The 25,888-nt window shown below is 49.6% G+C and carries 20 protein-coding genes; 14 read left to right on the top strand and 6 right to left on the bottom strand.

The window, feature by feature from the left end:
- Positions 1-29 precede the first annotated feature (29 nt).
- The 13 genes from GA520_RS25375 to GA520_RS25315 all read left to right on the top strand — a co-directional run bounded on the left by GA520_RS25375 (position 30) and on the right by GA520_RS25315 (position 17,014).
- Entirely contained in the window at positions 30-1,532 is a 1,503-nt protein-coding gene (locus tag GA520_RS25375) for a CoA-acylating methylmalonate-semialdehyde dehydrogenase (RefSeq protein ID WP_163336199.1), read from the top strand.
- A gap of 40 nt (positions 1,533-1,572) precedes the next feature.
- Complete coding sequence (locus GA520_RS25370) at positions 1,573-2,946, top strand: aspartate aminotransferase family protein (RefSeq protein WP_163336198.1); 1,374 nt, start codon at positions 1,573-1,575, stop codon at positions 2,944-2,946.
- Positions 2,947-3,436: 490 nt separating this feature from the next.
- Complete coding sequence (gene xsc, locus GA520_RS25365; RefSeq protein WP_163336514.1) at positions 3,437-5,215, top strand: sulfoacetaldehyde acetyltransferase; 1,779 nt, start codon at positions 3,437-3,439, stop codon at positions 5,213-5,215.
- A gap of 186 nt (positions 5,216-5,401) precedes the next feature.
- Entirely contained in the window at positions 5,402-6,796 is a 1,395-nt protein-coding gene (locus tag GA520_RS25360) for an aspartate aminotransferase family protein (RefSeq protein WP_163336197.1), read from the top strand.
- A 107-nt stretch (positions 6,797-6,903) separates the two neighbouring features.
- Positions 6,904-8,016, top strand: a complete 1,113-nt coding sequence (gene ald, locus GA520_RS25355; RefSeq protein WP_163336196.1) for an alanine dehydrogenase — start codon at positions 6,904-6,906, stop codon at positions 8,014-8,016.
- 231 nt (positions 8,017-8,247) lie between these two features.
- Entirely contained in the window at positions 8,248-8,973 is a 726-nt protein-coding gene (locus GA520_RS25350) for a GntR family transcriptional regulator (RefSeq protein WP_163336195.1), read from the top strand.
- Positions 8,974-9,201: 228 nt separating this feature from the next.
- Positions 9,202-9,864 carry a GntR family transcriptional regulator gene (locus GA520_RS25345; RefSeq protein ID WP_163336194.1) on the top strand — a complete coding sequence of 221 codons (663 nt, stop codon included), beginning with the start codon at positions 9,202-9,204 and terminating at the stop codon, positions 9,862-9,864.
- A gap of 968 nt (positions 9,865-10,832) precedes the next feature.
- Positions 10,833-12,140 (top strand): TRAP transporter large permease subunit, encoded by a 1,308-nt coding sequence (locus GA520_RS25340; protein WP_163336193.1) that lies wholly within the window; start codon positions 10,833-10,835, stop codon positions 12,138-12,140.
- 55 nt (positions 12,141-12,195) lie between these two features.
- Positions 12,196-12,720 (top strand): TRAP transporter small permease subunit, encoded by a 525-nt coding sequence (locus GA520_RS25335; RefSeq protein WP_163336192.1) that lies wholly within the window; start codon positions 12,196-12,198, stop codon positions 12,718-12,720.
- A gap of 127 nt (positions 12,721-12,847) precedes the next feature.
- Entirely contained in the window at positions 12,848-13,900 is a 1,053-nt protein-coding gene (locus tag GA520_RS25330) for a TRAP transporter substrate-binding protein (protein WP_163336191.1), read from the top strand.
- 478 nt (positions 13,901-14,378) lie between these two features.
- On the top strand, positions 14,379-15,917 hold the full coding sequence (locus GA520_RS25325) for an aldehyde dehydrogenase family protein (protein ID WP_240910039.1): 1,539 nt from the start codon (positions 14,379-14,381) through the stop codon (positions 15,915-15,917).
- Positions 15,918-16,043: 126 nt separating this feature from the next.
- A complete protein-coding gene (locus tag GA520_RS25320) occupies positions 16,044-16,319 on the top strand; it encodes a DUF6506 family protein (protein ID WP_205749189.1) in 276 nt (91 codons plus the stop codon).
- Positions 16,320-16,354: 35 nt separating this feature from the next.
- Complete coding sequence (locus GA520_RS25315) at positions 16,355-17,014, top strand: GntR family transcriptional regulator (RefSeq protein ID WP_163336190.1); 660 nt, start codon at positions 16,355-16,357, stop codon at positions 17,012-17,014.
- Between the two features lie 121 nt (positions 17,015-17,135).
- On the opposite strand, the gene GA520_RS25310 is transcribed toward GA520_RS25315, so the two are convergent.
- From GA520_RS25310 to GA520_RS25290, 5 genes are all read right to left on the bottom strand, one after another.
- Complete coding sequence (locus tag GA520_RS25310; RefSeq protein ID WP_163336189.1) at positions 17,136-18,854, bottom strand: AAA family ATPase; 1,719 nt, start codon at positions 18,852-18,854, stop codon at positions 17,136-17,138.
- Between the two features lie 194 nt (positions 18,855-19,048).
- Complete coding sequence (locus GA520_RS25305; protein WP_163336188.1) at positions 19,049-21,529, bottom strand: AAA family ATPase; 2,481 nt, start codon at positions 21,527-21,529, stop codon at positions 19,049-19,051.
- 20 nt (positions 21,530-21,549) lie between these two features.
- Positions 21,550-22,329 (bottom strand): EcsC family protein, encoded by a 780-nt coding sequence (locus tag GA520_RS25300; protein ID WP_163336187.1) that lies wholly within the window; start codon positions 22,327-22,329, stop codon positions 21,550-21,552.
- Between the two features lie 25 nt (positions 22,330-22,354).
- Entirely contained in the window at positions 22,355-23,941 is a 1,587-nt protein-coding gene (locus GA520_RS25295) for a 4Fe-4S binding protein (RefSeq protein WP_163336186.1), read from the bottom strand.
- Complete coding sequence (locus tag GA520_RS25290; protein WP_163336185.1) at positions 23,938-24,858, bottom strand: DUF362 domain-containing protein; 921 nt, start codon at positions 24,856-24,858, stop codon at positions 23,938-23,940. Before GA520_RS25290 ends, GA520_RS25295 begins: the two co-directional genes overlap by 4 nt.
- A gap of 113 nt (positions 24,859-24,971) precedes the next feature.
- On the opposite strand from GA520_RS25290, the gene GA520_RS25285 reads away from it, so the two are divergent.
- Complete coding sequence (locus tag GA520_RS25285; protein WP_163336184.1) at positions 24,972-25,226, top strand: hypothetical protein; 255 nt, start codon at positions 24,972-24,974, stop codon at positions 25,224-25,226.
- Between the two features lie 3 nt (positions 25,227-25,229).
- Here the strand turns inward: GA520_RS25285 and GA520_RS25280 are convergent, their stop codons facing one another.
- The gene (locus GA520_RS25280; protein WP_163336183.1) at positions 25,230-25,778 is read right to left on the bottom strand and encodes a hypothetical protein; all 549 of its coding nucleotides are present in this window, start codon (positions 25,776-25,778) and stop codon (positions 25,230-25,232) included.
- Positions 25,779-25,888 lie beyond the last annotated feature (110 nt).

The raw sequence follows: 25,888 nt of genomic DNA, 5'->3' as shown, positions 1-25,888 counted from the left end.
GGCGGGAACATGGCCCAATGGAGGGAAAAATGGAAAAGATTGTCGGACATTTAATAAATGGTCAGCTCGTAGCCGATAACGGAGGTCGCCGACAGGATGTCTACAATCCTGCCACCGGTGAGGTGACCAAACAGGTTGCACTGGCCACAAAAGCCACGGTTGAAGAAGCAATTACAGCTGCGGACAAGGCATTCCCTGCCTGGAGAAACACCTCCCCCGCCAAACGGTCTCAGGTCATGTTCAAGCTGAAAGTGTTGCTGGAAGAACACAGCGAAACTATCTGCAACATGATTACCGACGAACACGGCAAGGTTCACCATGATGCAATGGGAGAGCTTACCCGCGCTATCGAGAATGTGGAGTTCGCCTGCGGCGCTCCCCAATTGCTCAAAGGAGAGCATAGCAAGAATGTTGGAACGTCCATTGACTCCTGGAGTGAATTTCAACCACTTGGTGTCGTCGCCGGGATCACCCCGTTTAATTTTCCGGCCATGGTCCCTTTCTGGATGTGGCCACTGGCTGTCGTTTGCGGGAACACCTTTGTCCTGAAACCTTCCGAGAGAACTCCCACAGCATCACTCTTTATGGCCCAACTCGCTCTCGAAGCCGGACTCCCCGCAGGGGTGCTCAATGTGGTCATGGGAGACAAGGAGGCGGTGGATACCCTGCTCAACGATTCCCGTGTCCAGGCCGTCAGCTTTGTCGGGTCAACCCCAATCGCAGAATATATCTACTCAACTGCCACGGCTAACGGCAAACGCGTTCAGGCGCTGGGCGGAGCAAAAAATCACGCCATTCTCATGCCTGATGCAGATATCGACAACGCGGTCAGTGCCATCATGGGTGCCGCCTACGGTTCCTGTGGTGAACGGTGCATGGCTCTTCCAATAGTAGTGGCAGTGGGAGAGGAAACCGGTGATACCGTAGTAGAAAAAGTCAAAGCCGAGCTGGCAATGATGAAGATCGGGCCTGGTCGCGACAATAACAACGACATGGGCCCCTTGGTCACCAAGGCCCATTTCGAGAAGGTAACAGGATATGTCGACCTGGGCGTGGAAGAAGGTGCCACACTTGTGGTTGATGGCCGCAACATCGCTATTGAAGGCTATGAAAAAGGCTACTTTCTTGGAGGCTGCCTGTTCGACCATGTCACACCGGAGATGAAAATCTATAAAGATGAAATCTTCGGACCGGTGCTTGGCATAGTTCGAGTCACGACCCAGCAGGAGGCAATGGACCTGATCAACGACCATGAATACGGGAATGGTACCTGCATATTCACCAGAGACGGCGAGTCGGCACGCTACTTCACCGATAATATCAAGGTAGGCATGGTCGGGGTGAATGTTCCCCTGCCTGTGCCCGTCTCTTACCAGAGCTTTGGCGGCTGGAAGCGTTCACTCTTCGGCGACCTTTCCATGTACGGGCCAGATGGTATCCGCTTCTGGACCAGGCGCAAAACAATTACCCAGCGCTGGCCATCTTCAAGTATCAGGGAAGGAGCCAAATTCTCTTTCCCCAGTAATAATTGAGATGTCACCCCGAAAATCTCATGGACATAAAGGAAACAAAATGACTACCGATACCGGAGAATTAGTCGCAAAAGATAAAGCCCATTTATGGCACCATATCACCCAGCATGCCATCTTCAAACAGAACGACCCCCTCATAATTACCGAGGGCAAAGGCATGAAGGTGTGGGATATAAACGGCAAGCAATATCTCGATGCACTTTCAGGAGGCGTCTGGAGTGTCAATGTCGGTTATGGCGAGAAACGTATTGTCGATGCTGTCAGTGAACAGATAATGAAGATGTGCTATTTTGCAGGGACGGTCGGCACCGTACCAAGTGTGGAATTAGCAGAAGCTATCGTTCAAAAAATGGATGGCCTAAACCGGGTTTATCTTTCGCCTTCAGGATCCGAAGCCAACGAGAAAGCGTTTAAGATGGTTCGCCAGCGTGCTGCCCTGAAGTTTGAAGGTAAAAAGCATAAGATCCTCTACAGGGATCGGGATTACCACGGAACGACCATCACAGCTCTTAGCGCAGGCGGCCAGGAAGAACGAAAAATGCAATACGGCCCTTATACGCCTGGATTTGTTGAATTTGAACACTGCTGCTGCTACCGCTGTCCATTCGATAAAGAATACGGCTCATGTGAAATCGAGTGCGCCAGGGCGGTAGAAGAGACAATCCTGCGCGAAGGTCCGGATACAGTTGGTGGCGTTATCGTCGAGCCGATAACTGCAGGCGGTGGCATTATTGCCCCGGTCAAAGAATACCTGCCGATGGTACGCCAAATATGCGATAAATATGACGTTTGGCTCATCATAGACGAAGTGGTCTGCGGCCTTGGCAGAACCGGGAAATGGTTTGGCTATCAGCACTATGATATTATCCCCGATATCGTCACAACCGCTAAAGGTCTGGCAAGTTCCTATGCCCCTCTCGCTGCAACAATCACCACTGAGGCAGTGTTCAACGAGTTTATCAACGAACCTTCTGATCCGGCATCTTACTTTCGTGACATCAGCACCTATGGTGGATGCGCGGGATCCGCTGCTGCCGGTGTGGCAAATATCAAGGTCATTGAGGAAGACAACCTGGTAGCAAACAGCAGGGATATTGGTGCGTATTTCCTGACACAGCTGAAAGAAAAACTTGGTTCACATAAAAATGTAGGTGATATCCGCGGTGTGGGCCTCTTTGCCGGTGTCGAACTGGTCGTGGATTGCCAGACCAGAGAGGCGATGCCAGAGGGTAAACTGGTTGAGATCGTCGGTCATTGCATGAAAAACGGTGTAATCATCGGCCGGACAAACCGTAGCCTTCCGAATTTAAATAACACCCTGACCTTTTGCCCTGCACTTATTGCAACTAAAAAAGACATCGATACGATAGTAGATGCGACCATGAACGGACTCATCGCCGTACTTGGCCGGTAATTTTCCACCTTGGCATCCCTGTTCTCGACGAAGGAGAAAGGTTCTCCTGGTTCAGAAAACTTTACAAGCCGCCGGACAGTAAAAACTGTCCGGCGGCTTTTTTTCTGATACGCACACAGGCACGAGGACCTGACCTCCTCCCATGAACTCTTCACCACGATGCCCCCTACCCGGTGACCGTGGAATCTGTAGCCAATCACCTGGCCGCCAGAGTGGCTGAATGCCACCGGTCCGTCATTCCGAAATTTCGTCTATCCTCTTATAAAACTGTTTTTTTCCGATTTGTGATGTGTTTAAGGGGCAGTACACCTGAAAAGCGAAAAAAAGAGTAGTGGAAAATAGAATCAGGGGAGGGGAAATTCTGTTGACACGAGACTGGTATCTGGTGTATCAGATATTTTAAAGAGAGTTCGGATGCACCTGCGGACTGATGCAGGTAATTCTCCCTGACAGGGAATACAAAATATAATGGAGAAGAAAAATGGCTAAAATGAAGATGACCACAGAAGAGGCATTCATAAAAGTTCTTCAGATGCACGGTATTGAGCATGCTTTCGGTATCATTGGATCGGCGATGATGCCTATCTCCGACCTGTTCCCCAAGGCGGGAATTACTTTCTGGGACTGTGCCCACGAAGGAAATGCAGGTATGATGTCTGACGGGTATACCCGTGCGACCGGCAAGATGTCCATGATGATAGCCCAGAACGGCCCCGGCATCACCAACTTCGTCACCCCTGTAAAAACCGCTTATTGGAACCACACACCGCTGCTGCTGGTTACCCCGCAGGCTGCCAACATGGCCATGGGTCAGGGCGGCTTCCAGGAAGTTCCCCAGATGGCAGCATTTGAGGACATGGTTGCCTACCAGGAGGAGGTACGTCATCCCGCACGTATCGCTGAGGTCCTGAACCGTGTCATCATTAAGGCCAAGCGGGCCTCTGCTCCTGCCCAGATCAACGTACCCCGCGACTTCTGGACTCAGGTTATTGAGATAGAGTTGCCGACCATTATCGACTTTGAGCTGCCCGCCGGTGGTTCTGATGCAATCGCCAAGGCGGCCGAGCTTCTTTCCAAGGCAAAATTCCCGGTCATTCTGAACGGTGGCGGTGTCGTTATCGGTGGTGCCATTGAGGATTCCAAGGCACTGGCCGAGCGTCTTGATGCACCGGTAGCCTGTGGTTACCAGCACAACGATTCTTTCCCAGGCAGCCACCCCCTGCACACCGGCACTCTCGGTTATAACGGTTCCAGGGCAGCTATGGAACTCATCTCCAAAGCCGACGTAGTACTCGCACTCGGTACCCGTCTCAATCCATTCTCCACCCTACCGGGCTATGGCATGGATTACTGGCCGGAGAATGCAGACGTTATCCAAGTTGACATCAACCCTGATCGGATCGGCCTGACCAAAAAATTGGCCGTAGGAATTGTCGGTGATGCCAAGAAGGTAGCTCAATCAATTCTTGCACAGCTTTCCGACAGTGCCGGTGATACAGATCGGGAAGAAAGGAAAGCGGTTATTGCCAAAACCAAGGCGGATTGGGCGGCAGACCTGGCCACCATGGATCATGAGAACGACGACCCGGGTACCGACTGGAATGCACGTGCCCAGAAAGCGGATCCGGACAAGATCACCTCCCGGATGGCATGGCGCGCAATCGTCAAGGCCCTGCCTGAAGATGCAATCATCTCCGGTGATATCGGCAACAGCTGCGCCCTGGGTGCCGCCTACCCGACCTTCGAGAAAGGCCGCAAGTACCTCGCTCCTGGCATGTTCGGCCCCTGCGGTTATGGTTTCCCGGCTATCTGCGGTGCTAAAGTCGGTCAGCCGGACGTACCGGTTGTCGGTTTTGCCGGTGATGGAGCTTTCGGTATCTCCATGAACGAAATGGTATCCTGCGGTCGCGACTCCTGGCCTCCTGTCACCATGGTTATTTTCCGCAACTACCATTGGGGTGCAGAAAAACGCAACACCACCCTCTGGTACAACGACAACTTTGTCGGCACCGAGCTGGATCGCAACGTCTCTTATGCCGGCATAGCTCAGGCCTGTGGTGTTGAAGGAGTCCAGGTACGATCCATGGATGAACTGACCGAGACACTCAAATCTGCAGTCAAGGCCCAGATGGAAGATGGCAAGACCACATTCATCGAGGTGCTTACCAACATGGAGCTTGGCGAACCCTTCCGCCGTGATGCCATGAAAAAGCCTGAGGTCGTTGCCGGTATAAGTAAAGATGACATGTGCCCGCAACAAGGGGCATAAATCACCTGATATCTGCAGGGCATCATTTGCTGATGCCCTGCGGACACAAAAAGCTTCCACCGTATTACCATAGTGCCTGCCAATGGCAACGGGCACTGCAATCGAAACGGAATTTGACCAGTCAGCCCCCTACCGGCTATCGCAGGCAATTGACTGGGTTTCATGTCAACCAAGAGGAATAAGGTCATGGCAAACACAAACTGGCTAGAATACGATGCGAATGAAATGGTTAAGGGCGACAAGGATTTTCTGTGGCACCACTTAAAGCCACATAAAGTCTTTGAATCCAGTGAGCAGATGATCATTGTAAAAGGTGAGGGTATTACCGTTACTGACATCCGTGGCCGCGAATATACAGATATGACCTCCGGTGGCGTATGGTCTGTAATGGTCGGGTATGGACGTGAATCTGTTGCCAGGGCAGTCTACGACCAATTGGTTGAGATGCCATATTTTGCAGGTGTCTTTGGTAATGTCCCAGCCATTAAATTTGCGGAGAAACTGCTCGAGAAGTTACCCCGTATGGGCAAGGTCTACTTCTCCAACAGTGGCTCTGAAGCCAACGAGAAAGCGTTCAAAATTGTCCGCCAGGCATCACGTATCGTTCCCGGACGTGAAGGGAAATACAAAATACTCTTTCGCGACCGCGATTACCATGGAACGACCATCGCTGCCATGAGTGCCACCGGCCAGATCCAGCGTAAAAAGGATTTCGGCCCATTCCTTGATGGCTTTGTAGAATTTCCGCACTGCTGCTGCTACCGCTGTCCGTTTGACAAGACGTACCCAGAGTGTAACATTGACTGCGCCCACGCGATAGAAGATGTGATTGCCAAAGAAGGCGCGGATACCGTCGGGGCCGTAATCGTCGAGCCGATCACTGCCGGCGGCGGTATCATCCCTCCCGTTAAGGAATACTACCCTATTGTTCAGGATATTTGCCGGAAGCATGATATCTGGTTGATCATGGACGAAGTCGTCTGCGGATTTGCCCGGACGGGGAAATTCTGGGGCCACGAGCAGTATGACGTCGACCCTGATATCGTCACGATGGCTAAAGGTCTGGCCAGCTCCTACGAACCACTGTCTGCCACAGTTGTCAAACAGGAGATCTACGACCTCTTCATCAACGATCCGAGCGACCCTGAAACACGACTCAACTACTTCCGCGACATCTCTACCTACGGTGGCTGCGCCGGTCCCATGGCCGCGGCCCTGGAATCAACCAGAATCATTGAAGATGAAAAGTTGATGGAGAACAGTGAACAAGTTGGTGCTTATCTCCTGGAAAAACTCACTGAGCTCAAGGAGCTGTCCATCGTCGGTGACGTACGCGGTGTCGGTCTGTTCTGCGGCATAGAATTTGTGCGTAACAAAGAGACAAAAGAGCCGGTATCCGAAGCCGAGATGGCCTCAATCATGGGTAATGTTATGGCAGAAAACGTCATCGTCGGTCGGACGAACTCAAGTTTCGACGGTTTGAACACCGTTATGAATTTCGCACCTTCCCTTATTATCACCAAGGAACAGGTCGACCATGTAGTCGCGAGCGTTCGCAAGGCCCTCGAAAAAGGTATTTAATAACCGGCCCCGGGCACTCCTGGACCGGTACAACGGAATATAGCCGTCGGCCACAGCGGACGACGGCAGCATGAACATTACATTCTACATACCCTCGGAGGTAGAAGATGAAAGTCGGAATTTTAAAGGAAATCAAGGTACTGGAAAATCGCGTATGCATGGTTCCTTCTGGTGTTGCCACCATGATCGCCAACGGCCATGAGGTCGTTGTTGAGAATAATGCAGGCACCGGCGCCGGATTTCCTAATGAAGATTATGTTGCAGCAGGAGCAACCATCGCAGAAACCCCTGCCGATGTTTATGGCACCTGTGACATGGTTATGCATGTCAAAGAGCCGCAGCCTTCCGAATACGATCTCATCCGTGAAGGTCAGATCGTTTTCACCTATCTGCACCTCGCGGCTGACGAGCCGCAGACCAAGGCGCTGATGAAGGCCAAGTCCGTCAACATCGCATATGAAACCATCGAGAAAAAAGACGGATCCCTGCCCCTGCTGGTACCCATGTCTGAGGTTGCCGGTCGTATGGCTGCCCAGGAAGGAGCAAAGTATCTTGAAATGCCTGAGGGCGGACGCGGTATCCTTCTTGGTGGTGTGAAAGGTGTTGCCCCGGCCACCGTTGTCGTTATCGGTGGTGGTGTGGTAGGTCTCAATGCTGCAAAAATGGCCGCAGGACTCGGCGCCAAGGTGTATATGCTCGACACCAACCTTGAAAGATTAGCGTACCTTGACGATGTCATGCCTGCTAATGTCTTCCCGATTATGTCCAACCCGGCTATCCTGAAAGAGTATGTAACCAAGGCCGATCTGGTCATCGGTGCTGTGCTGATCCCTGGTGCCAAGGCTCCCAAGCTGATCTCTCGCGAGATGCTGAAAGAGATGAAAGACGGCTCCGTCATCGTCGATGTTGCTATCGACCAGGGTGGCTGCATTGAAACCGCTAAGGCCACCACCCATGCCGAGCCGACTTTTGTTGTTGATGGTGTTGTCCACTACTGCGTTGCCAATATGCCGGGTGCTGTTGCCCGTACATCTACCGTTGCCCTGACCAACGCAACCCTCCCGTATGCTGTCGAGATCGCGAACAAAGGCTGGAAGAAGGCCATGCAGGAGAATGAAGAGATCAAACTCGGCGCCAATGTTATCGATGGTCAGATAACTTACAAGGCTGTTGCTGAGGCATTTGGCCTCGACTATACTTCGGTTGAAAAGTTCCTCTAACCGAAATGTAACCAAGGGTCAACTCATGCGGTACAGTCTTCGGTAGTGTTGCAGCTGTAGATATAGCCTGCTATTATCTCCAGCCAAAAGCCTCGAAGGCTGCACCGCCTGAACTAAGGATACAACCTGGTTCGTCCGAATTTATCTGATCCACGTCATCCGGGTTATCCCGGTCGCACCACGCAGCCGGGATACCCCATACCAGCACAACTCATTTTAAGGATAGGTCGGATGAGGCCTGAACTTCAATTTTCATCTCTTAGCGAGCAGGTATACAGGTACCTGCGTACGCAGATGAGTGAAGGGAATCTGCTGCCCGGCGCAACGATTAATCTTGGGGCGATTGCCGCACAGCTTGGTATCAGCAAGACACCACTCAGGGACGCCCTTATCCAACTTGAAAGTGATGGTTTTGTGACAATAATTCCCAGACGGGGAGTCAGGGTCAATAAACTGAGCACAGAAGACATCAGGGAAGCCTATGAGGCCGTTGGCCTGGTTGAGTCTTTCATCATAGAAGAGTTTATAGAACACATCACGCCTGGCCATATCCAGCAACTCGAGGAGTTGAACGCAAAAATGATCAACAACCTCACGCGTAAAGACTTCCAGGACCTCTACGATGACAACCTTGAATTTCACAGTGTCTATACCGATCTCTCGACCAACAGTCTCCTCAAGAAATTCATTTCGCAGACGAAACTGCGTCTCGACGATTTTCGACGCCGTAACTATATCAGGCGCTGGGGAGAAAAAAACTGCCATGAGCACACTCTCCTCATAGACTTCCTGAAGAAGAAAGATGGGAGCGGTGCCGCAACTTATCTGCGCGATGTACATTGGTCGTTTGCCGCAGAAAAACCGTTCTTCGAAAGAATTCAGGCAAAGAATCGTTCCTGCTCCTGCTCCTGCTCCTGCTCCTGCGAAAACGATACGAAGATTACAGCCAGAAAGTAATTCCAGCACAGCCCTATCCTCATAATGGTTGTGCATATTACTCTTCGATACCGTCCCAACGTGTTTTGCTGCATTGAATTCCTTGTGGTTCCTAAATTGCGTAGAAAAGACCTGTTAACGACGACTTCACCCCCAAGACCCTTGACACCTTCACCAGGAAGTGTAAACTGCAATGTTTGCATAAACCCTATACAAACATTAATAAATGTCAGGTTATAAAACATCATTATGGTTGGAACACTGGAATATTCTTCACTGAGCGAACATGTATATCTGCATCTGCGGCGGGAGATGAACAATGGGAACCTTACTCCCGGCTCAACGATCAACATCGGCAAAATCGCCGAGGAGCTCGGTATCAGTAAAACGCCCTTGCGTGATGCTCTGATTCACCTGGAATGCGAAGGATTTGTAACCATTCTTCCCCGCCGCGGCGTTCTCGTCAATAAACTCTCTATTGATGATGTGAGAAAGGCATATGATGCCATTGGCCTTATTGAAGCATTTATCATTCGTGAATCAATTGACAAGATCACCTCATCTCATATCGAGCGGCTTGAAGAAATAAACCAAAGAATGAATAACGAGATCCTCTCAGGTGATTTCACCAACCTTTTTGAGAGTAACCTGGAGTTTCATAACACCTATCTGGAGATATCCGACAACGATATGCTCAAGAAGCTCATCCTGCCGATCAAACATCGCCTCTACGATTTCCCCCGTCACAACTTCATTCCCGAGTGGGAATTACGAAACGGTGAAGAACACGCCCAGTTTATTGAGTGTTTGAAAAAGAAAGATGGCAAAGCAGCAGCACATATCCTGCAAGACGTCCACTGGTCGTTTGATTTTCAAAAAGAGTTTATCTACCCTTTTTATAAGGTGAGCTAACAGCTTACAACCTTTCATGTTGCACCCTCACGATAGGCCGGGGACGCCCCCCGGCCTATCGTGTCTGCACCCCTCTTTTACGAACGCATATCCTCTCCGCACCTGCTCCCTCCTCAATTCTCAACTTCTAAACAGTGCATACAAGAACGTAGCGCGTATCCCGAGAGCATGGCTTCGCACATATTTGTAATTTAGTTTCACAAATATGTGCGCATTCCAACCATTTTGATCTATCATTATGGAGTCCGGTCCCTTCCCCGTACAGACGGTTTTATATTTTCCACGGAATATTGATCTTTTGCACCATTCCATTTCAAGTGGTACGGTCATTGCTGTATAAACTATGCGGACGGTTATTCGGGTCCGGGAGGAAGGTGGTCGTCACCGGCGTATACTTCTCGGTTTCGGATGAGCGCTTCCCGAAAGGTTCTCCTCATTACCCGTATCACGAGGAGCCCTGAAAGAGATCCCTGATAACACTACTGGCGCGATAAAACCGTTATTTGTACTAGACCATTGAATATCCGGAATATTTGCTTTTATACTGTTTAAATCCTGTGCTCAAGATTGTTCTTGACACACATTTTGATGTCTGATATATCAGGTATCAGATCGTAGGGTTTAATGAAATCTTAATGCATCGTAAGACACTTGGAGCGAATTCAGCAATGATTATTCTCAAGCTCAACTCTTCTTTTCCCCCACCCACATTCCAAGTGTCTTCTATTCTCAACTTTTGTCTATATTGCTTTTCGTTACGGCATAGAGCACATCCGCTGCAGTTATTCTTTTAGGATCTGTTTCCCATGTATATTTTAAGCACAGGAGATACCATGACGGACGACTTACGAAACATCCCGATCATTACCCCTTTGCTATTTTGATATCAGGTTATTGAGGAACTCCGCTGTCGGAGTCCAAGATGTTATTGAAGCAAGATAATTGATGAAATCTAAAGAGGAGAGACCGTGAGTATTGAGTTATTAACCTTCTTGTATTTCAGTTGCCTGTTTTTCGGGCTTTTTCTAGGGTTACCTGTAGCCCTGGGGTTGGGCGGCACCGCTGTTCTTTTCGCCGCCATCTTCGAACCGCGATCACTCCTCGCGATCCCTAGTGCTTTTTACTATACACCCTGGAACGGTGTACTCGTCACGGTGCCGCTCTTTCTTTTTATGGGAAGCCTCATCCGCTTTTCCGGCATTGCGGAAGCAGCATATGACGCCGTCTACAAACTCATAGGTCATATCGCCGGTGGCCTGGCCATGGGAACAGTCGTGGTTTGTACCATTTTTGCGGCAATCACCGGCATTACTCCTCCCGCCACAATCACCATGGGGCAAATCGCCTACCCTTCAATGCTTAAATACAAGTATGATAAAGCGATTGCCATTGGCTCCATTGGTGCCGGTGGTGCACTGGGAGCATTGATCCCCCCGAGTGTTCCTTTTATCTTTTACGGCCTGCTAGCCAAGGTATCCATAGGCGGGCTCTTTCTCGGCGGGCTTATCCCCGGCCTGATGCTTGCCTCTTTTTACATCATCTACATCGGTATCCGCTGTAAATTTCAACCGCATATCGGACCGGCACTGCCTGCAGAGGAGAGCTTCTCCGTCAGGGAAAAGGTCTTTGCACTCATCGGCATCTGGCCTTTCCTTATCCTGATAGTTCTAGTACTTGGTGCAATCTGGGGCGGTATCGCCACCCCCTCCGAGGCAGCTGCTTTTGGTGCAACCGGCGCGCTGGTTATCAACATCATATACCGCAAACTGACCTGGAAAGTTATGAGGAATTCCCTTGAAACCACGGTTAAACTCACCGGTATGGGTCTCTGGATACTGATCGGCGCCAATATCTATCTTAACATCTTCAACTCCCTCGGTTGCCAGGAGCTTGTAACCTCCCTGGTTCTTGGTATGCCTGGCGGCGAACACGGAATTCTGTTGATGATGATGTTCATTATCCTTCTGCTCGGTACCGTCATGGATGACTGGGCCATTATCATGCTCTGCACCCCACTCTATATTCCGATCATCAACGAGTTGGGTATCGACAAGCTCTGGTTCGGCGTACTTTTCATCGTCAATATTCAGATTGCATATCTGACACCGCCTTTCGGTTTCGTCCTTTTCTGGCTCAAAAGCGTTCTGCCATCCAATGTCAGTATGGGAGACGTTTACAAATCGGTGGGGCCATTTATTCTGCTCCAGCTGCTCGGTTTAGCGCTCATCTTCTTTTTCCCGGAGATTGCAACCTGGCTGCCATCCAAACTGAATTGATGTATCGGTTACGCATAGAAAATCACCAAAACAACGAACTGTTTGAGAGGATATAATGAGAAATTGGGCCATGATAGAAAAAGTGATCGACATGATCGCCGAACTGTTTGGACGGATAGGCTGGATACTCCTTCTATACTGTATGTTTCTTGGGGTGACAGACGTCTTTCTGCGCTATGTTCTTGATTCACCTTCACTGTGGATTTCAACAACTGTACAGGTGGCGATGGTTATGATGGCCTGTGTTGGAGGCGTTTACGCCCTTAATGACAATGCCTTCGTAAAACTTGATCTGTTTTATGCGAACTTTTCCGACAGAAAGAAAGCTATCTGCGACATCATTACTGTCGTGTTTACCTTAATGTTCCTGTTCGTTCTCGTCTGGAAAGGATACCATGCTGCTATGATGTCAGTAAAGATGAATCAGGTTACCCCGACCAGCATACCCATCCCGATTTACCCGTTGAAAATATTTATTCCGATCTCCGGTATCGTCATGCTGCTGGTGGTGTTTAAAAAACTGGTTAACGACATTGTTACGGTAATCACAGGAAAAGCCAAAGGAATTGTCTCGGAATAACATCGCCGATACAGGTTGTAATCGGCCCGGATGAACCGGGCCTCAATATAGTGAAGAAGATTGGAATACCTAGTGGTAATTCCTGTCTTACCCAACACTAACTCAAGATGTATAGGAGGAGACTGTAATGAAGAAGTTTACAAAGGGACTGGCTGCCATAGCTCTTGGTTGCTCCATGCTCGTAACAGGTTCTGCAATTGCCGCCGAAAAATATGGTAAGCCTGACAAGGTAACCAAGTGGGTTTTCCAGCCATGCTTCGATTCTTCTGATGCCGGTTGGGCCAATGGCGTTGTGCCCTGGATCAAGGCCGTTGAAAAGGCTACAGAAGGTACTGTAAAAATTAAGCTTGAGCCTGCTGGCGCCATCACTTCAGGCTCTGAGGCTTTTGGTGCCACAGCAGCAGGTATGATTGACGGTTACGCCGGTTGGGCAACAGTATACGGCGGCGATATGCCTGAAGGTATGCTGGCCTTCGGTATGGCCATGGGTGCCAACAATTACCGTGACGCCTGGGCAGCCATGTTTGGCGATCCCAAGTATAGAATCGGTGACATTGTTCAGAAAGCCGCCAATGAACGTAACCTGCAGTGGGTAGGCTGGACCAGTCAGGGACCCAATGCCATGTTCACCAAGTTCCCGGTTCACAAGATGGAAGATCTTGCAGGTAAGAAGATGAGAGCTGGTGGTCCCCATGCACTGTTCCATGCAGCTATGGGTGGCGCACCAGTTGCCATGGGTGGTGGAGATATCTACACCGCGATCAAGCTTGGAACCATTGATGGAACATACTGGGATACCGGTGGTATTGATGACATGGCCTTCCATGAGGTCATCAAGTATGCGATCATGCCAGGCTGGTGCCCGGCTCAGCATCAGGAGATCTTTATTAACCTGGACCAGTGGAAAGGGCTGAATCAGTGGCAGAGAGACAAGATTAACAGCGTTTTCATGGATACCTATTTCGAGACCTCCAGGCTCCATGCAGTAGGCGTCAAGGAAGCTCTCGACATCCTCAAGAATGCGGGTGGTGAAGTTATTACCATGTCCGAAGAGGAAGTTGCCAGAATGCGCGCTAAGGCCATTGAAGAAGTCTGGCCGAAAGTTGCCGAGAAATCTGAAGGTAATGCCAAGGGCGTTGCTCTCTGGAAAGAGTTCCTTCAGGATATCGGTGAGCTGTAGATCGATAGCTCTTCTCGAATCGATTACTGTGTAATTGTGTAGTACCCTAGCGCGTCTGATTTCCTCATGGGATTGGACGCGCTTTTGCAACTGGATAGCTGTTGAATGTGTATTGTAGATTTAGTTCACCAGGAATAAGTCAGAACCGCACTGCCCGACATATGACCAGGGTTCCACCCGCTATCCTTAATCCCAGGTGAAGATTCAACATAATCACGGAGGTTGGTACTACACAAACATTTCCAGGGAGAATTAAATTCGATAGCAGACTATCCCGCAACTAAAAGGAGTTGACAAACAACACCCCAACTAATATCCTAGTACCCTAATACCCTAGTGTTCTAGTAAGTTAAAAATGAGAACTCATCTTCAAAAACAGACTCCATTCAGACGAACACCATCCGTCTAAATCAACCCAGAGTCACCAGGGTCCTGTTTACTACAGGGCCGATCAAATCACCTAAAGGAGTAGAAAACCATGGGCAATATGAACTTTACCAGAATCAAAAACTTCATTAATGGCGAGTGGGTAGAGGAGAAAGGCGTAGATTATGTTCCTCTTTATAATCCTTCTACCGGTGAAGAGATCGGCGAGGTGCCTCTCTCATCAGAAGAAACCTCCCTGTCAGCTGTCGATTCCTCCTATGCCGCTTATGATGGGTGGAGAAAATTTTCTCTCAGCAAACGGATGGGCTATCTTTTTGCCATGCGCCAGGCCATGGTCGACCACGAAGAGGAACTGGCCGTTTCCATCGCCGTAGACCAGGCCAAGCATATCAGTGAAGCCCGCGGTGAAATACGCAGGGTTATAGAAATTTTTGAGGCTGCCTGCTCCATTCCCAGCCTGATCCAGGGCGAAACCCTCGAAGGTATTGCCAACAATATCAGTGGTCGCGTGGTCAAGCAGTCGCTTGGTGTTTTTGGAGGCGTTGCCCCCTTTAACTTTCCGGCTCTCGTTTTCGGCTGGTTCGTACCTTATGCCATTGGTGTCGGCAACACCTTTATCTACAAACCTTCAACCCAGTCCCCCCTGTTTATGCAGAAGATGGGTGACATCTTTAATGCGATCGGACTGCCCCCGGGAGTTATTAATATCGTACACGGCAACCGCGCCATCCCGGGAACCTGGTATGAAAACCCGAAGATGAGCGGTGTATGCCTCGTCGGTTCAACACCTACCGCCAAAAAAATGGCTCAAGCCTGTGGACAAGGCGGAAAGCGCTCCATGCTCCTGGGTGGTGCCAAAAACTTTCTGGTGGCCATGGAAGATCTCAACTGGGATGTATTTATCGAAAACTTCAAGCATTCCTGTTACGGTTCTGCCGGTCAGCGTTGCCTCGCCGGCTCCATAGTCGCCGCAGTTCCCGAAGTCTACGACGAACTGATCGAGCGGGTATTGAAGGCCTCTGAAGAGATCACTATCGGCGACGCCATGAATCCAGATATTTATATGGGACCCGTCATTTCTGCTAAGGCCAAAGCGAATATAGAAAATTACATTGAGATCGGTATTGAGCAGGGTTCTAAACTACTGCTTGACGGTCGAAACCCTGATCTTCCCGAGGCCAATAAGAACGGCTACTTTGTCGGACCGACGGTATTTGCCGATGTAACCCCATGCCGAAGAATTGCCAAGGAAGAAATTTTCGGACCGGTCGTTTCTATCATGAAGATCCGAGATCTCGACGACGCCCTTCAGTTGATCCGTGAGCAGGAGTTCGGCAATGGTGCCTGCATCTTCACCCAGAACCAGTATTACACCGAGAAATTTATCTCTGAGGCCAATGTCGGCATGGTCGGTGTCAACGTCGGTATCTGTGCACCTCATCCCTACCTGCCTTTCGGTGGTATCAAAGATTCCCACCTCGGAACCGATAAAGTCCAGGGCAAGGACGGCATCGACTTCTTCACCCAAAATAAGGTTGCAACAATACGAGTTACACCACCCGAAGGTGTCAGCGAGGACGGGGCCAGGACAGACGCAGACAAGTCTGTACGGAGCTGTGTAGCCTCATAACCTGGACTGGAGTTAAAACCAAACCGAGCAGAACTCTTTATTAAATAATTTGTTTAATGGGCGGGAGTTGCAATACTTCCGCCTTTATGGTTTCATTTTATGCTCCCGGTGAGCAAAGGTTAAAAAATGCCTCAATTTCAATACGGGTACCTGGTCAAGGCTCCAGGCTACAGCCTGGATAAGAACAAAACACAGCTCGAATCCGATGCGTTCAAGTCTCAAATTGTTGGTGTCGGTTCCATAGAGGAAGCATGCCAGGCGGCTAAGGAATTAGTGGCCTCCGGGGTTACGCTGCTCGAACTCTGCAGCGGTTTTAAAAAGGGTGATGCAAAAAACATCCACGATGCCGTTGAGGGCCGGATCAAGGTTGGCTTTATCGGGGAATTTTTTGATAAGCAATAAGTACGTATTTGCCAATAACGAACAAGGAGAAAGGAATGCTCAGCGGAGCACGATCAGGAAACCAGCTGCTCAGGGTGCAGGTGTATAATTATCTCCAGGAGCAGATGCGTGTCGGCACCCTTGAGCCCGGAGCCGCCATCAGCGTCTCCAAAATGATCAGCGAACTGGGTATCAGCCGAACCCCCTTGCGGGAAGCTTTGCTTATTCTCCAGGAACAGGGTTTTGTGACCATCATGCCCCAGCGCGGGGTTATCATCAATGCTATTACCCTTGATGATGTGAAGGATATCTATGAGATTCTGGGCGGAATCGAGTCACGGGTGCTTCTTTCTGTATTTAACAGAATCGGCGACACTGAGATCACCCGGCTTGAAAAACTTAATGAAGAAATAGCCCTCTCCCTGGCTGCTAAGGATATTGCCAGGCATAACCTGGCCAACGTCCGGTTCCATGATGTGTTTCTCCAACTTTCCGAAAATGAGCGGCTTCTCAAGTATGTGAAGAATCTCAAGATGCAACTCTATGATTTCCCGCGCCGGGATTACGGCAGACAATGGAATGAACAAAACCTGGAGGAGCATAAAGAATTCGTACAACTTATCCGGGCCGGCCACTCTCTGGCCGCAGCGGATTACCTTCGGGATGTCCATTGGGAATTCAAACACCCTGATTCATTCACCATTATACCAAGTTAAAAGAACCCCAATATCTTCTTCCCCATACTGTGTGCAACCGAACTAAAATGAAATAGTCTTCCGGCCTTAGCCACCGGCAGTCTTTTTCATTTTCCTGGTACCACACATCTCGATTTGCTCATCAGTCCAAAAGTAATTTCACCTCAACCCGTCTGTTCAGTTCCCGACCTTCCACTGTATCATTACTCGCTATCGGGAGGTCCGGACCGCGCCCTTCTACCTGTACCTGGGTAGCAGCCACACCTTTTCCGAGAAAATAACTCTTTACCATTTCAGCCCGATAGAGGGACAATCGGTAATTCAGTGCTGCGGCCCCTGTTGAATCGGTATGACCAGTTACCAGTGAAATAAGTCGCGGATTCTTAATCATGTGTTCGATAAAGGCATCAACCTGTACCTGGTCCAATGAGTTAAACTCAATTGAGTTTCCGGCAAACCGGATAGTTAGTGACTCCGGAATGTCTATCGACTCTGCATTTTCCTTTTGCCCCTCCACAACCAACAGAGGTTCCACAGGAGAGACGGCAGGGGTTTGAGTCAATTCGGCCTTCTCTGCATGACGATCATGCAGCTCTTCCCTATCTACTATAGGTTGATTACTCGTACTATATTGTTGTGCAATATCGTTTTCAGCAGGCTGTACAAAAGATGGCAGTTCCACCTGTTCCTGTTCCAATATAATATTCTTTGTACTGGCACCAGCCTTCATCTGTTGATTGTGTTTGCTTTCAACAGACGTAGCATCAACATGCTGTTGTTTATCCGATAGCGTCGGAACCGGCCTTGGATCGACCGAAAATTCCGGTTGTTCAGAAGAATTGTCTCCTGAAAACACTCTATCCATAAAGGGGAAACGCTCAGGGATAAGAATCAGGAGGAGCGCTATCACCAGCATCAATAAAACCACATTGACAAGTTGCAGTGAAAACCTTTTTCCAATACCCCTCTGTGACGATAAAGAATTGGAGTCCCCAGAAGCAACTCGAGTCTCAGGGCCTGTTTGCTTATGAAGATTAGCAGCCTGTGACGGGACATATTGTGGCACCGTCAGCATTTTTACAGATTCTTTGACATCTTTGGCTGAAATTGTCTTTTTCTCAGAGACATATCCGGTCAGAAGGCAATGATCTGAGACAATATTGATCCTCCTTGGCAGCCCCCCGGAATACTCAAAAATCTCCTCGACAGCAGACCGCTGGAATATTTTGTACGTTGCTCCGGATACCAACAACCGGTGGTGAATATACATCCCGGTTTCTTGTAACGTTAAAGGGCCAAGCTGGTAATTCAGTGTCAGACGATTGGAAACAGCCCTGTTCTCCTGTCGGGAAATTACTTCGTTGAATTCATTTTGTCCGACGAAAAATATATTCAGTATCTGGCTATTTGCGACGTTGATATTTGACAGCAACCGGATCTCCTCCAACAGATCCTGGCTCAGCAGCTGGGATTCATCGATTATAAGGAGTACTTTCTTCCCGTGCCGGTGAGCATTGTGCAAAAATTTAGAAAGAAAAATGATAAACTTGCCCTTGGTGGAAAACTCTTTTTTAATGCCGAAGGCAAGCGCAATATAGTTGAAAAAATCAATTGGCTCCAGCCGGGGGTCCGGGACAGAGGCATAGAAGACTTCACTGCTTAGTGAAGCAATGAGAGTGTTTATCAAGGTTGTCTTGCCCGTACCAACATCACCGGTAAGTAGCAAAAATCCTTTATTGTCAAGAATACCGTAACGAAGTGTTGCAAGAGCCTCTTTATGCTTTTCACCAAGCCAGATAAAGGCCGGATCAGAGCTGATCTGAAACGGCATCTTGCTGAGATTATAAAAAGATGTGTACATAATTATGGTTGCCTTATCCCGATCAGTATACCAACTGAAGAGTGCAGAAATACACACCCTTCCACTTTAGAATATATTCCATTTTATAAGATAGGTGCTGAAAGTACCAGTACCCCAAAATAAATAGACACGTAATTATGGAACGCAAGACAAGAAGGAAACACCTGCAAAGAAGACAGACGAGCAGGCAATGGCTATGAGACCTGATCCGGATTTTGCAGCAGATATCCTAACATCGTCTGCCGTCGGGAGGTATCCTGACTACGGACTGCCATCCCCAGTGCCCGACGGGTACCAACAAAGACAGCCAGTTCCCTCGCCCTGGTAAGCCCGGTATAAATGAGATTTCGGTACAGCATCTTGAAATGCTGAGTCAGAACGGGAAGGATTACCACCTTGAATTCACTTCCCTGGGATTTATGGATGGTAATAGCGTAGGCGAGATCGAGTTCGACAATATCGTCTTTTTGATACTGCACCTCCCTGCCGTCGGGAAAGAATGATATCACACAGGTCAGATCGACCGGATTTATATTCAGGATGACACCGATATCACCGTTAAAAACATGTAAATCGTAATTATTGCGACGGTGAATCACCCGGTCCCCGACCCGAAAGATACGTTCCCCCACCTGCAGCTCAGGTTTCTCATGGTGGGGAGGATTTGTCGCCTGCTGGATAACCTTGTTGAGGTTAGCGGTGCCGAGACTCCCCCGGGTCATGGGCGAGAGGATCTGGATTTCACTCTCTTTCCCGTAATACTTTGGGATCCATTCAAGATAGAGGCGCACCACAGTATCCACCGCAGACAAGCCATAATGCAGGGTCGACCAGGGATGTATCTTTTTCAGAACAGCCTTCAACTCATCTGTTGCATTGGCAGCCTTTAGGACCTCTTGCAGATTCACATGCTTAAATTTTTCCGGTACGGAAAATTCAGGTTCATACGCTGAGCGGATGGGTTCCGCGGTTCTGAATTCATACGGTTTCGCCTCGCCGTTCCACTCCTCAAGCTGCGGAATTTGGTAACCGAAAGTCTTTTTCACCCGTCCTACAAACCCTATTTGCTCCTTGGTCGCCTCATCAGAATCGAGAAACAGGCAATCTGAGCCACCCTTCCAGATTGAAGGGTTTTTAAAGGGCGATTTCACCGCCGGAATCTCCCCCTTATTAATCTGGTGTGCAAAACCGATAATATGCGACTCCTTCGCCTGCCGGAACACCTCGGTCAAACGAGAAACAGGTACCACGGCAGAGCCGATCAGATCATGCAGAACATTACCCGGTCCCACCGAAGGCAGTTGATCGGCATCACCAATAAACAGGACCTGGCAGCCTTCCGGTACCGCTTTCAATAAGGAAGCGCTGAGGGAAATATCGAGCATGGAGCATTCGTCGACAATAAGGAAATCCGCCTGAAGTGGCTGCTCTTCATTACGACTGAACTGACCATTCTGCCATTCAAGCAATCGATGGATGGTCTTGGCCTCCCGCCCTATCACCTCACTCATACGCTGCGCGGCACGGCCTGTAGGCGCAGCCAGTAACACCTTTTTGCCAAGGTTTTCCAGCAGGCGGACAATAACCTGGGTGGTGGTGGTCTTGCCACAACCGGGACCGCCCGTCAGCACTGAGAACCGATACAGGGCAACCTGCTGAACAGCCAGGGCCTGCTCTTTGCTTAAACGGATGTTTTTCCCGGTACAGTATCGCTCAACCCACAGACGTATACTCTTCTCATCCACAGCAACGGAGCCGGTGCCACCACCACATCGATTCGCCACCAACAGCTCATCGTAATAGAGTGATTTAGAATAATAACACTCAACTACGCCACCATCTGCCGCCAGAATCCTCCGTACCTTGAGATGATTGTCCTCCTCCATCAGGTTCAGAAGAGATGCCATCCGCTCTTTAAGATCAAGCTGCAGCAATTCCCGGACGTCATTGTTGATCTGTTCAGCGGTCAGGTAACAGTGCCCCTGCTCACGGCCAGCGGAAAGTACGTGCCTGATGGCGGCAATAATTCGCCGGTCACTATCCGGCGCCAGACCTATACTCAGCGCAACCTGATCTGCCGAAAAAAAGCCGATTCCATAAAAATCCACGGCCAAACGATACGGATCCTCCGACACCATGGTAATAGCCTTTTCTCCGTATTTCTTATAGATCCGTACAGCAAAGAGGGTTGAAATATTATGCCCCTGAAGGAAGATCATCACATCGCGGATCAATCTGTGCTCACGCCATGCCTCAGTGATCATTTCCAACTTTTTACTCGCAATACCCTCCACTTCCGTCAACCGTTCAATCTCTTTCTCAAAAACCTTCAGGGTATCCTGCTTAAAATAGGAAACAATCCTCTTCGCCGTTTTGGGGCCAACACCCTTAATCAGGCCTGAACCGAGATACTTCTCAAGGGCTGCGGCAGAAGCCGGTTTTTTCTCAACGGCCTTCACTGCCTTGAACTGTCGGCCAAATTTCGGATGAACCGACCAGGCCCCTTCGAACTCCATAGTTGCACCGGCAAAGACTTTTGTCTGGTGAACCACGACCTGGACTTTCTCGTGTCCGCCTGCAAAGGTCTGGACCTGAAGGACAGACCAGCCGTTCACAGGGTTATGGAATGTCACCCGCTGGACAATTCCCCGTACTTTTTCAACAATATACGCCATTGGAAAGAGCTAAGAAATCATCACAGGGAATTATATTGTTCCCTTACGACGTCATAGCCGTATCGGGCTTCGAGCCTGAGCACAATAAAATGGCCGCGTGCCATGGTCTGGAAATGTTCGATGAAGAGCGTATTGATAACAGCTCCCCCAACCGCCCCAATGAGAGGGATGGACTGGGCGGCTATTTTCTCTGTTACCTGTACGCCAAATCGTGAGGAGATTGAAGTGATGAGTTTTAACAGGGCTGGGGCCGACCCTTCTGAGAGACCTCTTGCGGTAATATGTTTCGCCGCATCGTTGACCGCCTTGGCAAGTGCCGTCCGAACCGCAAAATATCCGGTCTCAACGCCATCATCATTACTGCTTGGGCCACCGAAGGCAAAAACCTCCAGGCAGGCGACCTTGATATCCGGTTCCGTAATCATATGCCCTTCGCTGCGGGCGATATCCGCCATGGAGCGCAGCATGACAGTAGTTGAAAGCGGCAACTCTACGGTGAGGGCGGGTAATCCCCAGAATCCACCCGCAGCCCCCATCCCTGCAGCGACGACCTTGTGCAGCCGGTTTGCCGATTCCTGCTTTGTTCTCTTACCAAGTGTCATAATGGCTGAATTAATCGCAACCTGCAGAGCCTTGTTGGTACTCTTTTCCACCAGCTCGTGCCATCCTTTGGGCAGCAGGTCAAAACCTTTCTCGATGGGAGTGCCGAGAGCATTGGTTATTTTAGCCGCCAACCCAGGATTTTCTAAAAGCGCCTTTGCATACTTAAGATCTTCCAGATCCTGTGAAGTCATTTCCATGCTTTTCCTTTTCAAACCAAATATTTCAACCGTATCCGTAACTATCCTTTTCTGGTTCCGGCAATTTTTTTGAAGGGTTACGGCGTTCTCCACCACTGGTTAGATAGATAGCGGCGCGTCCCGGTAACGGACATTTATTCTCACAGATACCGCAGCCTATACACAACTCGTTAACCACATAGGGCTGCTTGACTTCAACCTCGCGCCCATCCCTGTTGAGCACCCGCCTGTGATGAAAACGTATCGCTTTTTCCCCTGTCGGGCAGTGTTCCTCACATACCATGCAGGGGATACCATCACTATACGGTAAGCAGATTGAACGATCTATCCAGGCGTTGCCGATTTTCCACTGTTGTTTTTGCTGCCGGGTCAGGATTTGCAGGGCACCGGTCGGGCACACCTGACCGCAGAGAGTGCAGTTATATTCACAATATCCTGTTCTCGATACAACTTTTGGGGAAAAAATCCCGTGCAATCCGCCCTCCAGCAGCACCGGTTGCAGTGCGTTGCCAATACACACCTGCATACATTCCCCGCACCGTATACACCGACCGAGAAAATCCTCCTCGGGAAGTGCTCCCGGTGGCCTTATCAATAGGGGATTCTCCACCGCAGCTAAAACATGGGATCGTCGTACACCAGGCAATACGATAGAAGCTGCGCCAATAGTCAACAACTGACGGCGGGTCAAGCCATGCGACGAAGACACTCTATTTTTGCCTAAACCCGGGCTAAAACCAATTCGTTCCTTTGGGCAAATCACGGCACACTGCATGCAGAGGTTGCAGCTTCCCATATCAACAACACGCTCCTTATCAATCGCCCCCATACGACATTGTGAAGAACAGATCCGACACTTCCCACAGGTTGCATCCCCACCGGACAACTTCATTAAACCGTACCGGCTCATCTGAGCCAACAGGGCACCAACCGGGCAGATATTCCGGCAGAAGAATCTTTTCTGAACCTTTTCAAGCCCAAGCACTACAGTAAGTATAAGAAGGGAAAGCCACCCCAACTCAAAGAATTTCTGATCCGCCGGAAGAACCGTCTGTTGTAACAGACCATAGACCGGTTCGGTGACCGCATTAACCACTGGTGGAGCAGAAGAGTAAGTGAAACCGAAGAAGGCCTCTGTCACCGCGTTAAAAGCCGGGTACAAAGCCAACACCAAGCCCCGAACGAGTATCGAAAAAGGATCAAGATACCCTCCGATATGAAAACCGAAAAATGCCAGGGAGAGAAAAAACAGAAGTAAGAAATGGGGAAGTTTCGGATAGAGAGTGGTCCCGCTACGACCAGGCGTCGACCAAATCCTGTCCACGCCATCAAGCAACGTGCCCAGTGGGCAAACCCAGCCGCAAAAACTCCTGCCCAAAAAGAACGTGCCCACCAGCACAACCAGTGAAGGCAGCATTAACAGAAGAAACGTTTTGGCCGCAAGAGCCGTCACCAGGGCCAGGAAAGGATCGATCCGAAACAGGATGTTGACGGCATAATCCAGTGTATCGCTGCCGCTGTAATCTGTTTTCAAAAAGAGGAACAGGAAACAACAGAGAAAGCCCAGCTGACTCAATCGACGAAAAATCTGCAAAACCTGGTATCTGGTCATCCCTGGATTTTCCGGATCATAATCCTGGCCGGATCTATCTCACCTAGTCCAAGGCGGTGTGCAGCAACCGTAGAGTCAATATCATCCGGCTGAAGACCGAACAGGAGCGTCGCATAGGCATCTGCAGCAACAGGGTCACGGGTAGCGATAATCGTATCCGCTACTTTCACATCCTGCACACGCCCACCCTGCGGACCATTTCTCAGCAGCATCCTGGTCGCATCAATGACAGTAAGATCAGCCCGGACCACCGTCGCCAGGTCAGCAAGTTTCTGGCCCAGATCGTGGTGCAGGCTCCCCCTGTTGCCCCCGATCACTCCCATGGAATTTTTAAGGCCGAGTGTCAACCGGCTCAAACTATGATGCTTGGCCACCGGTACATTGATGTAACAATCAGCTTCCAGGGCATCACGGTATATGTCCCAGCGGGTCAGTGACTTGCCTTTTTTTATGTCTACGGGCACAAATTTACGTCTGTCGATATGTTCGAGTCGAACCCTGCGGTCACTTATCTGTTTCAAGGCATTTTGAATGCCGCTGTTTGCATAACAACGTCTTTTCTCGTTACAGGTGTGATCGAAGACTTTCACCTTCTGTGCCCCGCTTTCGAGCGCCATTTCCACCAGTGCCCGCACCACCAGTGGGTGCGAGTTGGCCCCCTGCTCAACCGTGCGGTCCCAGCCAATATTTGGTTTAATCACCACCGTATCACCTGGCGAGACAAACTTCCCCATCCCACCCAGGCCTTCTGTTACCACCTTCATCAGCCTGCTATACTCAGTACCTGTTCCTTCTATCAGCTGTGGCCGGCCGCCATTGGACGTTGCTCCCGCATTACTGATATCAAACATGGGTACACTCGCGGTGAAACCAGCCGTAAAAAGAAAAACGTCTCGAAGAAACTCTCGCCTGTTCATTGAAATCGACTCCTTCTGATGAACAAAGAACACAACATTATATTGCACCAAATCAGATTGTTACCTATTATACAGACATACATACTTTGAAATTCAAAATGAGAGGCCCGGCCATGGATATAAATTATTATTTCACCCTCGCCAAATATCACATTATAGAAAACCCGATTATCGCGCTGATCGTACTCGCCTGCATTGTCCTTTTCGCCATCAAGAAACCGAAAGAAGCTACAAAAACAGGCGTTTTCATCGCCATCGTCATTGCAGGGCTGTATGTAGTCTCCATGCTTGGCGACAGCTCGCTAAAAGGCGTGCAGGGAAAGAAAACCGGTTCCATGAAGGCAGCAGACGCCCTGGAAAATCAATAGCCTTTAGTTTCTATATGACTGCAAAAGCCGATGGGGTGTCAATTCAGACGTCTCTGATACGATTAACCAGACATCCTCCAGGCTTTCACTCCGCCAGCGTCCAACGGCAGAAACGAAACGGTCGAGGCAGAAATCCACATCCATCTTGCCATGGATAGTGCCCAGCAGGTGCACACCGATAGTCCGGATGCGCTTGAGACTTATCCTCCTGCCAATCTGCTCATAGGTACTGTCAATCCAATCCTCCCTGCATATTTGCTCCCTGTCGAGATCGATCACCACGCCATACCAACTTGAATCATTGATAATAAGTGACCCGGGAGTGTGAGGGCGGGCCGTATGTAATTCCGTCATTAGCCTGATCGGGTGAACCTCTCCGTGAGTCATCACCCTGTCCAGGGTCAATATCAGGTGGGTATCCTCCTCAAAGACAACAGCATCAAGATTCAGGGTGCGAAACGTTGCTGTATTGACCAGACGGCAGCTGAACCCGTTCACCCGATACCAGGCGGAACGCCCTCCATGAACTAATGTCAGTTGCGATTTTATCATATTCCAGTAAATATCATTGACATCTACAGCTTACCCCCAAAGATTTACACTGCTCTGGATGAGTGTGCTACAAACCAATTTCGTGTAGAGTATAATTGAATTTGTTTTTG

Source organism: Desulfopila sp. IMCC35008 (assembly GCF_010646885.2).
GTDB lineage: Bacteria > Desulfobacterota > Desulfobulbia > Desulfobulbales > Desulfocapsaceae > Desulfopila.
This window is presented reverse-complemented; position numbering and strand designations above follow the sequence as displayed.

Coding starts and splice junctions, on each gene's coding strand:
- GA520_RS25375 (WP_163336199.1), top strand. CDS start 30: ATGGAAAAGATTGTCGGACATTTAATAAATGGTCAGCTCGTAGCCGAT.
- GA520_RS25370 (WP_163336198.1), top strand. CDS start 1,573: ATGACTACCGATACCGGAGAATTAGTCGCAAAAGATAAAGCCCATTTA.
- xsc (WP_163336514.1), top strand. CDS start 3,437: ATGAAGATGACCACAGAAGAGGCATTCATAAAAGTTCTTCAGATGCAC.
- GA520_RS25360 (WP_163336197.1), top strand. CDS start 5,402: ATGGCAAACACAAACTGGCTAGAATACGATGCGAATGAAATGGTTAAG.
- ald (WP_163336196.1), top strand. CDS start 6,904: ATGAAAGTCGGAATTTTAAAGGAAATCAAGGTACTGGAAAATCGCGTA.
- GA520_RS25350 (WP_163336195.1), top strand. CDS start 8,248: ATGAGGCCTGAACTTCAATTTTCATCTCTTAGCGAGCAGGTATACAGG.
- GA520_RS25345 (WP_163336194.1), top strand. CDS start 9,202: ATGGTTGGAACACTGGAATATTCTTCACTGAGCGAACATGTATATCTG.
- GA520_RS25335 (WP_163336192.1), top strand. CDS start 12,196: ATGAGAAATTGGGCCATGATAGAAAAAGTGATCGACATGATCGCCGAA.
- GA520_RS25330 (WP_163336191.1), top strand. CDS start 12,848: ATGAAGAAGTTTACAAAGGGACTGGCTGCCATAGCTCTTGGTTGCTCC.
- GA520_RS25325 (WP_240910039.1), top strand. CDS start 14,379: ATGGGCAATATGAACTTTACCAGAATCAAAAACTTCATTAATGGCGAG.
- GA520_RS25320 (WP_205749189.1), top strand. CDS start 16,044: ATGCCTCAATTTCAATACGGGTACCTGGTCAAGGCTCCAGGCTACAGC.
- GA520_RS25315 (WP_163336190.1), top strand. CDS start 16,355: ATGCTCAGCGGAGCACGATCAGGAAACCAGCTGCTCAGGGTGCAGGTG.
- GA520_RS25310 (WP_163336189.1), bottom strand. CDS start 18,854: ATGTACACATCTTTTTATAATCTCAGCAAGATGCCGTTTCAGATCAGC.
- GA520_RS25305 (WP_163336188.1), bottom strand. CDS start 21,529: ATGGCGTATATTGTTGAAAAAGTACGGGGAATTGTCCAGCGGGTGACA.
- GA520_RS25300 (WP_163336187.1), bottom strand. CDS start 22,329: ATGGAAATGACTTCACAGGATCTGGAAGATCTTAAGTATGCAAAGGCG.
- GA520_RS25295 (WP_163336186.1), bottom strand. CDS start 23,941: ATGACCAGATACCAGGTTTTGCAGATTTTTCGTCGATTGAGTCAGCTG.
- GA520_RS25290 (WP_163336185.1), bottom strand. CDS start 24,858: ATGAACAGGCGAGAGTTTCTTCGAGACGTTTTTCTTTTTACGGCTGGT.
- GA520_RS25285 (WP_163336184.1), top strand. CDS start 24,972: ATGGATATAAATTATTATTTCACCCTCGCCAAATATCACATTATAGAA.
- GA520_RS25280 (WP_163336183.1), bottom strand. CDS start 25,778: ATGATAAAATCGCAACTGACATTAGTTCATGGAGGGCGTTCCGCCTGG.